The following is an 11278-nucleotide window of genomic DNA, read 5'->3' as shown; positions in this document are numbered from 1 at the left end:
GATATGGCGCCTGCCCCAAACCCGCCTGTGTTTCACGCCGCCTGACGCGCAGGGCGAGGTCGGCGCCTTGCCCGCGCTGGCCAACGGCCACATCACCTTCGGCTGCTTCAACAACCTGAGCAAGATGAACGATGCGGTGGTCGCGTTGTGGGCACGTGGGCTGCGCGCGGGGCCGGGCAGCCGTCTTGTCCTCAGGTGCCGGCAACGGGGCGACGCCTCCGTACGGCAGCGCACGTGTGAGCGCTTCCTGTCGCGACAGGGGGTAGGACTTTTGATGAACGCCGGCCTGCCCGACTGGATTGCCGCCGACGCCGATGACTATGTGGCCCGCGCCGCCGCGCACGCCCGGAACCTGCACGCCCTCGCCGACCTGCGCGCCGGCTTGCGCGCCCAAGTCCTGGCATCCCCCATCTTTGACGCTCCTCGCTTTGCCGCCCACTTTGAGGCAGCCCTGCGCGCCATGTGGGTCACATGGTGCGAAGGCAGGAAGAACCCGGCATAGGCTGGACACCTTTGCTCAATGGCTTAATTCATTGACAAATTCCAGACCGGCGCCAGAAGCGCACGTTGCTCGGCAGTTGGCACGGCTTTAAAGGCGATGGCGTGAACGCCCAGGTGCTCATCGGAATTTAAAAAAACATGCTTGAAGCCGTTTTCCAGCATGAGCCTGGTGAGAGACTTCGGGGTGAATCCTGTTTTGTGGGCGTAGTAATCTTTTCCGCTCTCAATTATTTCGACCTGGTAACCGTAAAGGACATCGTGCGCTGAAATAGGCCCTGCGGCGCTCTGATACAAAACGTCATCCAGCTCAAGCCCTTTTTCAAGCACGGCCTTGATGACTGCCGCAATGTCCGGTACACGAATTTCCGCGAACCCATTCGCGTTCAACATGTGGCTGAAGCCGCTAACGACTGCAGCGGCGTGATGCCGATAGTAGTGCTCAAGATTGTGGGAGCAATACACCGCGTCATACCCCCCGCCGGGAAGAGTCGTCAGTTCACGGGCGTCACATACGAGATCCGGGGCGCCTTTGGGGTCGATATCAAGCAGGTGATGATCCCAGCTTGAAAAGTATGGGGAGATCGGGGTCGCCTTGCTCCCGCCACCCACGTTCAAGACCTTCTTTGTGCCTGTATCGGCCTCATAAACCGGAACCGAATCCGGCTTGACAAATATGTTTTTAACAAGCTCGGTCAAAATTCTCATAGTGATCTAAATCAGAAAAAGTGAAAGTCACGAGGACAGAAAAAGCAATGCGCCTGCGCTAGCTGCGCGAGCCACCGAGGTTATTTGATGCAAACCGAACGGACCATTTTCAAGTCAGTCAGGCCCATCAGCACTTTCTCCATGCCGTCCATCTTCAGCGTGTGCATGCCGCTGCTGACGGCGCTGGCGAACAGTTCCGCGACACGGGCGCGCTCCTGGATCAGTTTTTTCGCGGCGTCATCGGCGATCATGAGTTCGTGCAGGCCGACGCGGCCTTTGTAGCCGGTCTTGCCGCATTTATCGCAGCCCACGGCGCGGTATACGGTGAGCTTGCCGTCCTTGCCGTAGCGCTCCATCCAGTCTTCAAACAGCTTCTGCGACTCGCCACCCTCATCGGCCTTCCAGGCGTCGGTGTGTCGCAGCTCTTCGGAATATTCCTTGATGAAATCCTTGATTTCCTGCGAACTCAAGACATGAGCCTCTTTGCAGTCGCACAATTTTTTGGCCAGGCGCTGCGCCAGGATGCCCAGCAGCGCATCGGCGAAATTGAAGGGGTCCATGCCCATGTCCAGCAGGCGGGTGATGGACTCGGGGGCCGAGTTGGTGTGCAGGGTCGAGAACACCATGTGGCCGGTCAGGGAGGCCTCAACGCCCATGGCCACCGTTTCCTTGTCGCGCGACTCGCCGACCATGATGATGTCAGGGTCGGCCCGCAAGAATGCGCGCATGACCAGCGCAAAGTCGATGCCCGCCTTGCGGTTGATCTGCACCTGGCGCAGGCCCTTCTGGGTGATTTCGACCGGATCCTCGGCGGTCCAGATCTTGGTGTCCGGGGTGTTGAGGAATTTCAGGATGGAGTGCAGTGTCGTTGTCTTGCCTGAGCCGGTGGGGCCGCACACATAAAAAAGCCCATAGGGCTTGGAGACGGTTTTCTCCAGCCGCTCCTTGTTGTGCGCCGTCAGCCCGAGCTTTTCAAGCGGAATCGGCTCACCCGCGGCCAGGATACGCATGACCACGTCCTCCACGCCACCGGCGGAGGGAATCGTTGCCACGCGCAACTCGATGTCGAGCGGGCCGTACTTCTTGAACTTGATCTTGCCGTCCTGCGGTTTACGCTTCTCGGAAATATCCAGGTCGCACATGATCTTGAGCCGGGTGACCATGGCCTGGCGGAACTGGGCCGGCACTTCGATATAAGGCTGCAGAGTGCCGTCCACGCGAAAGCGAATCCCGGTCTTGGCCTTGCCGGGCATGGGCTCGATGTGAATGTCCGAGACTTTCTGGTTGTAGGCGTCGATGATCACCTTGTTGACGAACTTCACCAGTTCGTTGTCGGCGGCTGCGGATTCCAGCGAGGAGTCGTCGGCGGTTTCGCCTTCCAGGGGCGAATCCATGTCCGCCAGCAACTGGTCTATGGAGCTGCTGTCCGCGCCGGCGCCGAACAGCTGGTTCAGCGTCTCCTCAAACTCGGTCTGGGTGGTGACGCGATAAGCGAATTTGGTGATGCGCGGGAACACCTGCGGCACCACGCGCGCGCCGCGCACGGCCTCCGGATCCATGCACATGATCACCAGGCCTTCGGTGGTTTCCTCCAGCGGTATCCATCCTTGCTGCTCAATGAAATCGCGCTTGAGCGGGCCGTGCAGCATTTCGGAGCGTATGCGGCCGGCGTTGAAGGCCTCGTAGCCCACGCCGAAAAATTTCGACAGCGACTGGCCGATCTGGGCCGGGCGGATGCGGTAGTTGGCCATCAGCATGTGCTCAACCGATTTGCCCTCCTCGCGCGCCTGCTGGACACATTGCTGCAGCTCATCCTGCGACAGCACGCCTTCGCCGACCAAACCGTCGTACTTGGTCGCCTTGCGCCGCTGTCCGTCTTCCGCCCTCTGCATGCGCTGGCGTATCGCGATGCCCAGCGTTTTGCAGAGCTGGCGAGCACCGTCCTCTTCGAGCTTTCCAAAAGGCTGGTCGCTGCGGTTGTTGATGACCTGCAGCACGCCGTACAGTGTGTCGCCGTCCATCACGGGCGCCACCAGCATCTGTTTGGTCCTGTAGCCCGAGCGCTTGTCGACCTCCTGCAGGAAGCTCAAGGCCGGGTGGATTTTCTTGAGTGCGTCTTCATCGTAGACATCGGCGATGTTGACCATCTGGCGCGACATGGCCACATAGCCGGCGATGCTTTGCGCGCTGACCGGAAGCTTCAGGTCGCGGCTGGTGTTGAGGCCGGTCTTGACCTTGGACACGATGGAGCTGCGGTCTTCATTGACGGCGTACAGCGTCAGCCGGTCGGCGTTGAAGAGCTTGCAGATGTCCTGGCTCGCCTCCAGCATGATCTGGTCGATGTTTTCCGTCTCATGGATGCGGTTGGTGACCAGTTGCAGCTGCCGGAAGTACAGCGCCTCGAAGGTGACGCCGCGCTCCTGCGGCGGAAGCATCTGCGAGTCGAAAAACTCGTCCTGCGGGTCTCGTTGCAATACGGCGCTCATAGTTCAAACTCCTGGCCTGCCCGCAACCACCGGATGTCGTGCGTCACGTTGGGGCCAAACGGTCGTGTCTGGTCAAAACGCTGTATCTCGGCCATGATGAGGTCGGTCTCGGCGGGCTTGGTGTGGGTAATGTAGATCGGGTAATTTTTTCCGCGCTCTATACAGTCCAGCTCGTTGGCCAGTGCGTGCGGCGACAGGTGCAGGCTACGCTTGGCAAGGTCGCGCTCGCGGTTGCTGAAGGCGGTTTCGATGACCAGCATGGCCACGTTCATCTGGTTGATGCGGGCCCACAATGCCGGGTTCTGTTCAGTGTCGCCGGTGAACACCCAGCAGCCTTTGCCGGTGGCCACGGCGTAGCCCACGGCCGGCACGGTGTGCACCGCGGGCAGTACTTCCACGTGCTTTCCCCCCAGCAGCAAGGTCTGCCCGACGCTCAAGGGGTGAAAGCTGATAAACGGCGCTTGCGGCGTGGGAATCCTGGAGAAGTCCGGCCAGATGGTGTTGTTGAAGATGTGCGCCTTCAGGGCGTCAATCGTGCCTTGAAGGGCGTGTATCTGTATAGGGGTGGTGCGCCGCGCCGCGATAGCGTCCGCCATCAGCGGCAACGCGGCGACATGGTCCAGGTGTGAATGCGTCAACAGTACGTGGTCGATGCCGGTCATTTCATCGAGCGTGAGGTCACCGACGCCCGTGCCCGCATCGACCAGCAAGTCATGGTCCAGCAGAAAAGACGTGGTCCGGCAGTCTTTGGCGATGGCTCCCGAGCAGCCTAGTACACGTACTTTCATGAGTTTTCCGGTTGGCCCCGCGTTGGTCTTTGTACTATTTGGTCTCAAAATTGGTTGCGCCATCCCACTCCGGATCAAACGGCAACAGTCTCATGGAGGCTACACGCTCCGCATACAGCCGGTAAAGGAACTTTTTGCCATTTGCCCGCTGCAAATTTAGTAACTGCACGTCACACTGGTCCCAGTCCTGGGCCCGGTAGGCCTTCAACGCCAAGCCCCAGGTCTTCAGCTCGGCGGCATTGTCCTTGTCGATCCGGTCGGCCGGCGCGAGCGGCCAAAAAATGGCCACAGCCTGATCTTTGCCCTTCACGCGGACTTTGTCCAGTTCCTGCCACGCAAAGTCCCCTGCGAGCTTGCGGGTGGACTCGCTGACCACGATATCGACACCGTAGGATTTGGACAAACCCTCCAGGCGCGAGCCCAGGTTCACGGCGTCGCCGATCACGGTGTAACTGCGGCGGATGTCCGACCCCATGTCACCCACACACATGGTGCCGGTGTTCAAGCCTATGCCTATGCCAATTTCGGGTAAACCCTTGGCCCTGTGCTCTTCATTGATCCTGCGGACGGCGTTTGACATCTCAAGCGCCGTCTTCACGGCCAGCGCGGCGTGGTCCGGCGTATCGACGGGGGCGCCCCAGAACGCCATGACGCAGTCGCCCATGTATTTGTCAATGGTGCCGCGGTTGCCGCGTATCAGGTCCGTCAGGCGGCTAAAGACGCTGTTGAGCAGCGCCTGGAGCTGGGTCGGCTCCATGGTTTCCGACATCTTGGTGAAGCCGCGCATGTCGCAGAACATGACGGTCAGCTCCTTGGTGGTCGCCGTCATGTTGTAACTATCGGGGTCTTTCACCATCTCATCGACCAGTTCGGGCGGCACATAGGTACCGAAAAGGTTGGCCAGCTCGCGCTTGGAGCGGCTTTCGACGAAGTAGCCGTAACTCATGTTGAGCGCGAAGGCCGTCAGCGCCATGACCAGCGCGCTGGCCAGCGGCAGCACCAGGCCATAACCCGCATACAGCCAAAAATTGAGCCCTGCGATGGCCGCGGTCACAGCCAGGCTGACCAGTACCGCGCGGGAGGCCGACAGCAGGGGCAGCGCGAAGGCCAGCGTCAGGCCCGACAACAGCAGGATGACAATTTCATACCCAACCGCGTAATCGGGCTTCACAAACACCTTGCCGTCCAGGAAACCGGAGATCACGTTGGCATGGGTTTCCACGCCGGGATAGGTCTCCCCGACCGGGGTAACCCGCAAATCGAGCAAGCCGGGTGCGGTGGTGCCTATGAGGACGATCTTGTCCTTGAGCGCAGCAGGCGCCAGGCGCTTGGCCAGTACGTCGGCGGCCGAGATGTAGCGGAACGAGCCGCCATTGGCGCCGCCATGGCCCCGAAACGGCACCAGCGTGGCGACCCGGTCGTCGACCGGAATTGCCAGGGTCTTGCTGCCCTGCTTGAGCAAAATGCTTTCCAGCCCCTGGTAGTTGCGTGTGAGGAATTTTTCCGGAGGGAACCCCGGCTCGACGCGGGGCAGGCCGGCCAGCATGCGAAACATGGCCAGCGCCAGCGATTCGTAATACTGGCCTTTGTACTCGGCAAGCAGCGGGATGGAACGCACTACACCGTCGCCTTCGGTGATGGAATTGAAGAAACCACCCAGCGGCGCGGCCTTGGCCAGCTGCTCGATATTCGCGCCGTAGCCGTTCCAGCTGGTGAATTTGATAGGCCGGCCAGCCAAGGCCTCCCGGCCCATGACGGGTGCCGGAAGGACGCCGTTGACGCGTCCGTCGCGATCGCTGGTGAAGTAATAGCCCATGACGACGGGCCGCTTTTCGATCGCCTTGGCGAACACCGCGTCGTAATCCAGGCTGGCCTGCAGCTGGTTGAGCTTTTCCGAAAAACCGGGCTGGTCCTTCAGCTCCGCCTGCGCCAGCTGCTTGAGGCGTTTCAGGCCCGAGCTTTCGTCGGCCTCGGCGAACACCACGTCAAAGCCCAGCAGGGCCGTTTTCTGGCGGTCCTGCAGTTCTTCGACCAAATCCGCGAGCTTGTTGCGCCCCCAGGGCCAGCGACCGACCTCGGCCAGGCTTTTTTCGTCAATGTCGACAATGACGATGCGCTCATCCAGCGTGCGCGGCATCGTCGCCCGCAGGCGGGCGTCGTAGATGATGTCGTCCAGCCGCTGCAGCACGCCCAGGCGCAAAATCCCGCCGGCGTGCAACATGGCAAACACCAGGGGAATCAGCGTGACGGCGATGCGGGGCCAGTGCCGGGAGAGGAGCCTCATGAGACCTCGGGTGTTGGGTGCTGACGGTCCGCGAATGGCGAAGCCCGGACGGGCACCCGGGTCAGTGTTGGACGAACTGCATCTGCGTTCCGGCCAGCTCGAGCATGTCGCCGTTCTTCAGGAGGACAGGCTCGGCACCGATAGGCGCACCGTTGAGGGTCGGTTTCCCGGCTCCTTCCACGTGTGCCACCACAAAGCCCTGGGGCCGTTTGGTGATCGCCGCCACCGCAACGCCCGGCTTGCCGATGGTGGTTACTACTTTGACCAGTGCGACCTCGCGGCCGGCTGCGGCACCCGACATGACCTTGATGGCCGCGTTCACATTGCCGCCCATGTCGGCGGCGGGGGCCGCCGCCGGCGCACCAGCGGGAGGAGCGACCAGGCCCGCGGAGCCGGCCTTGATAATCATGGTTTTCTCGAAACCGGCAGGCTGGGCCTCGTTGACGTATTTGATCTTGTACTTGCCGATTTCCACCGTGTCGCTGTTTTGCAGCAACAGCTTCTTCACGGCCTTGCCGTTGACGTAGGTGCCGTTGGTGCTGTTGAGGTCTTCAAGATAGACCTCATTGCCGGACATCTGCAGGACGGCGTGCTCCCCGCTGACAGCGAGGTTGTCAATAACGATATCGTTGTAGGGCCTGCGGCCCAGGGACGTCCTGTCCTTGGTCAACTGGACTTCCTTGATCACAACGCCGTCAATAGAGACGATCATTTTCGGCATGGCCGACTCCTGTCTGTTTTTAAATTTTCAGTCACCGCTTATTTTCCCAGCATTCTCGACAAAAGCCCGCGCTTGGCCGAGTCTTCTTTCGCGTAAGCCAGCAAGACGGAAATATTATCGCGTCCGCCGGCCTCATTGGCCGCTGCAATCAGCTGCTTTGACTTTTGCTCCAGCGTCCCAACGCCCGCCAGAATGGCGGCAATACCGGGGTCCGCCACCATGTCCGACAAGCCGTCGGAACACATCATGTAGAGATCACCCGCTTCCACGCGGTGCTCGTTGACCTCGACCAGGACCGTGTCTTCCACGCCCAAAGCGCGCGTCACCAGGTTTTTGTTCAGGGACGTCAAAGCCTGCTCGGGGGTGATCAGGCCGGCGTCGATCTGCTCCTGGAGCAGCGAATGGTCCTTGGTGATCTGCTGAAATTCCTGGCCGCGCAACCGGTAGCAGCGGGAATCGCCAATATGGCCCAGCATCAGGCGCCCGTCCTGGAAAACGCCCACGACCAGCGTGGTGCCCATGCCTGTGTACTGGGGATTGGAGTTGGCCGCATTGAAGATCGAATGGTTGGCGTTTTCCACACAGATTTCCAGCGCCCGGCGCACTTCCTTGGCATTGGCATGACGGCCGGCCTGGGACAGCCAGCGTCCCATTTCCGACTTGATAAAGGCCACGGCCATACCGCTGGCGATCTCGCCGGCGTTGTAGCCACCCATGCCGTCCGCCAGAATGCAAAGGCGCGTCGCCGCGTCAAACGACACCGCATCCTCGTTGTTATCCCGCGTCAACCCTGGGTCGGTATGTGTACAAATCTCGTAGATCATCTTGTTCGTGTTGTCACTGGGTGTCTTTGTCGGCGGCGGGCGGCCGGGAGACAACGGTTTTGTCAAACGTCTGGGTTCCGGCTCCGTTGGCATTCATGGCCTGGGTGGCATCATAGGCCCTGGGCTCGGGCGCCTGGGCGGCGGGGGCGGATTGCACCACCGTGGTGTCGAATGATGCAGCGGGAGCTGCCGGCTGAGCGGCATGGAAAGACGGCGAAGGCTTGGCCAGCGGGGCGCCACCCTCGAGAGCGGCAATGACCTCGCGCAGGTCGGCGGCAAAGCGGTCGCCGTCCTGGTAGCGAAGCTCGGGCTTCTTGGCCAGCGACAGCGCGACAACCTGGGCCAGCCGGTCGGGCAGTTCCTTGCGGATGATGCGGATGTCCGGCGCCTCTTCGTTGGCGATCTTGTACATCAGCTCGGCCATGGAGTCGCCCCGGAAAGGCAGCACGCCGGCCAGCATCTGGAACAGCATGACGCCCAGCGAATACAGGTCAGAGCGCCCGTCGACCTTCTTGCCCGCAATCTGCTCGGGCGACATGAAACTCGGCGTGCCCAGCACCAGGCCGGTTTTGGTCTTGCTGGAGTCCGTGATACGGGCGATACCGAAGTCGGTCACCTTCACCGTATCGCTGTCGATTTCGTACATGATGTTGGCGGGCTTGATGTCCCGGTGCACCACATTCTGCTTGTGCGCGTAGGCCAGGGCTTCGGCCACCCGCGCCACGATGGACAGCACCTTGGGCACCGGCAGCAGGCTTCCGTCCCTGGTGACGTCGGCCAGGTCCTTGCCTTTGAGGAATTCCATGGCGATGTAGGCCAGGTCGTGTTCTTCGCCGGCATCGAAAATCGTCACGATGTTCTGATGCTGCAGGCGGCCGGCGGTCTCGGCCTCACGGAAGAAGCGCTCACGCGCGTCGTCGAGTTCCTCGCCCTCGAACTCCTGGCTCAGCGCCATGGTCTTGATGGCCACGACACGGCCTATCTTGGGGTCCTTGCCAAGGTAGACCACACCCATGGCGCCCTTGCCCAGTTCTTTTTCGACCTGGTAGCGGCCCAGCATGGGTTTTTCGACGGCGCCGCCGTCCAGCAGCATCGTGCCGCCGGGGTGCGAACCGCCACCACCCAGGATGACCGTCTCGGACAGGTTCTTGGCGCGGTTGAGCTTGGACTGCAGGTCCTTGTGGTTCTTGTTGTAGGTCGCCATGTGCTCGTACACGGCCTGAGCCTTGTTGAACTGCCGCTTGCGTTCGAAATCGAGCGCAAGGTTGTACATGTTGTCCATCAACGCATCGGTGAAAGGCACGCGGCGGAAACGGTCAAACGCCATGTCCAGCTGGCCCTGGCCTTGCAGCGCCAGGCCCATCATGCGGTTGGTTTCAGCCGATTCCTCGTCGGACTTGAGCTTGCCGGCTTCCGTCATGAGGAAGCGCTTGGTGGTCAGCGCCAGGTGGCCTATGACCAGGAGCGCGGCGGGGAAAACGAGTTTGAGCCAGGTCGCAGCCGCCGACAGAAGGCCGAACTCAGCCACCAGCAGCACCAGGAACAGCACCAGGGTGACGATGGCTGCCTTGCCCGCCGACAGCCTGGGCAGGCCGGCGATCAGGTAGCCGGCCACCAGCAGCAGCACGCCCAGCGTCGCCCACACGCCCCAGCCCGGCTGCACGATGAAATGCTCGCTCAGGATACTGGAGGTGATGTGCGCGATGGTCTCGGCCGGCGAAAGTCCGGGGCCGGCTGGCGTCGGGAACTGGGTGCCCACGCCTGCGGCGGTGGCGCCGATGATCACGATCTTGTCGGCGTACTTGGCGGCCGGAATCTTGCCCGAGACCACGTCGTAAAACGAATCCACCGCGAAAGCAGGGCGTCCGTCCTTGCCCTTGTAGAACTGCGGCAGCATGAGCGCCGATTCGTCGGTCTTGACCATCAGCTTGCCGATCTGCACCGACTCGCCCACATTGAGCTTGATGTCTGCGGGCCCGAGATTCAGGCTTTTGGCCGCGACCAGCAGGCTCATGGACGGCACGGCCTTGCCGTAGTAATTGATCAGCAGCGGTTCCTGGCGCACGGCGCCGTCCACGTCGGGTAGCTGGTTGAGGTGGGCTATGCCGGCGGCCGCCGCGCCTATCTGTTCGATGGGCTGCTGGCCGCGTATGGCCGGTAGCGAGAAGTTATTGGTTTCATCCACCGCGCTCTTGAGGGCATAGGCCGGCAGCGGGTTGTCGGGGCGGCCCTGCGGCACGCCCAGCTGGAACACCGAGGGCACGAGAACGTTACCGGCCTTGCTCATGCTGGCGGCGAGCTTGGCGTCGGTGTCCAGGGCGACCTCGGCCTCGGCGATCACCTTGCCGAGCTGTTCGGGCAGGCCGCCCTGGCCAGCCGCAGCCGGATCCACGGCGGCCGGGCCGAGCGCTTCCTTCATTTTGCGGATGAACACCAGCCCGCGGTCCGTCTGTGGCTCGAAGAAAAACGCGGTATGCGCGATGGTTTTGGCTTTGGCGGCCGACAGCTGGTCGATCAGTTGCGCGTGCACATCGCGCGGCCAGGGCCAGCGCCCGATGTTGGCGATGCTCTGGTCGTCGATGGCGATGATGGCGATGCGGTCGGAAGGCTGGCGCGAGGTGCTGGTGCTTGCGTAGTCGTAGTAGCGGCGCTCCAGCGTGCCGAAGAAATCCGTCAGCCCGTGCAGAAAAAGGACGGCCAGCACCACCAGGACCCCGACAAACCAGTCGGCCCGCCAGAACTGACTCAGCTTTCTAGATGATTTGGCCACTACCCGTCCCTTGTCCTGTTTCGCTGTGCATAAGCTAGACGATTTTTAATTGCTTTGTATTACCGGCCGCCCGGTGACCGCCGTCGTTTTGGCGCACCAAGCACCGCCCGCCGCCCTTTGTTTCGGCAGGTTACAAGTCTCCTGATAGGGGACATTAACAGACGGGGTGCGGCTGGACAAGGGACTTTTGCACTGCAGC

At 61.6% G+C, this 11278-nt stretch carries 7 protein-coding genes and 1 pseudogene; 1 reads left to right on the top strand and 7 read right to left on the bottom strand.

The features are described 5' to 3' along the window. A pseudogene (locus AC1DXS_RS20865) lies at window positions 1–502 on the top strand (tetratricopeptide repeat protein); the annotation flags it as partial. 23 nt (window positions 503–525) lie between these two features. Here the strand turns inward: AC1DXS_RS20865 and AC1DXS_RS20860 are convergent. From AC1DXS_RS20860 to AC1DXS_RS20830, 7 genes are all read right to left on the bottom strand, one after another. Continuing rightward, window positions 526–1206, bottom strand: a complete 681-nt coding sequence (locus AC1DXS_RS20860) for a class I SAM-dependent methyltransferase (protein WP_477739369.1) — start codon at window positions 1204–1206, stop codon at window positions 526–528. A gap of 80 nt (window positions 1207–1286) precedes the next feature. Then, window positions 1287–3692, bottom strand: a complete 2406-nt coding sequence (locus AC1DXS_RS20855; RefSeq protein ID WP_477739368.1) for a GspE/PulE family protein — start codon at window positions 3690–3692, stop codon at window positions 1287–1289. Further along, window positions 3689–4480, bottom strand: a complete 792-nt coding sequence (locus AC1DXS_RS20850; RefSeq protein ID WP_477739367.1) for a 3',5'-cyclic-nucleotide phosphodiesterase — start codon at window positions 4478–4480, stop codon at window positions 3689–3691. Before AC1DXS_RS20850 ends, AC1DXS_RS20855 begins: the two co-directional genes overlap by 4 nt. 34 nt (window positions 4481–4514) lie before the next feature. After that, a complete protein-coding gene (locus AC1DXS_RS20845) occupies window positions 4515–6764 on the bottom strand; it encodes a CHASE2 domain-containing protein (protein WP_477739366.1) in 2250 nt (749 codons plus the stop codon). A gap of 61 nt (window positions 6765–6825) precedes the next feature. Next, a complete protein-coding gene (locus AC1DXS_RS20840; protein WP_477739365.1) occupies window positions 6826–7485 on the bottom strand; it encodes an FHA domain-containing protein in 660 nt (219 codons plus the stop codon). A gap of 38 nt (window positions 7486–7523) precedes the next feature. Then, on the bottom strand, window positions 7524–8309 hold the full coding sequence (locus tag AC1DXS_RS20835; RefSeq protein WP_477739364.1) for a Stp1/IreP family PP2C-type Ser/Thr phosphatase: 786 nt from the start codon (window positions 8307–8309) through the stop codon (window positions 7524–7526). A 13-nt stretch (window positions 8310–8322) separates the two neighbouring features. Continuing rightward, window positions 8323–11079: a CHASE2 domain-containing serine/threonine-protein kinase gene (locus AC1DXS_RS20830; RefSeq protein ID WP_477739363.1), complete on the bottom strand. Its 2757-nt coding sequence runs from the start codon at window positions 11077–11079 to the stop codon at window positions 8323–8325. Between the last annotated feature and the right edge of the window lie 199 nt (window positions 11080–11278).

This window comes from Polaromonas sp. P3_B1, from assembly GCF_056402935.1.
This window is presented reverse-complemented; position numbering and strand designations above follow the sequence as displayed.

What these genes read in the sequence shown, in the direction of transcription:
- AC1DXS_RS20845 (WP_477739366.1), bottom strand. Translation starts at nt 6,764, where the DNA reads ATGAGGCTCCTCTCCCGGCACTGGCCCCGCATCGCCGTCACGCTGATT.
- AC1DXS_RS20840 (WP_477739365.1), bottom strand. Translation starts at nt 7,485, where the DNA reads ATGCCGAAAATGATCGTCTCTATTGACGGCGTTGTGATCAAGGAAGTC.
- AC1DXS_RS20835 (WP_477739364.1), bottom strand. Translation starts at nt 8,309, where the DNA reads ATGATCTACGAGATTTGTACACATACCGACCCAGGGTTGACGCGGGAT.
- AC1DXS_RS20855 (WP_477739368.1), bottom strand. Translation starts at nt 3,692, where the DNA reads ATGAGCGCCGTATTGCAACGAGACCCGCAGGACGAGTTTTTCGACTCG.
- AC1DXS_RS20860 (WP_477739369.1), bottom strand. Translation starts at nt 1,206, where the DNA reads ATGAGAATTTTGACCGAGCTTGTTAAAAACATATTTGTCAAGCCGGAT.
- AC1DXS_RS20850 (WP_477739367.1), bottom strand. Translation starts at nt 4,480, where the DNA reads ATGAAAGTACGTGTACTAGGCTGCTCGGGAGCCATCGCCAAAGACTGC.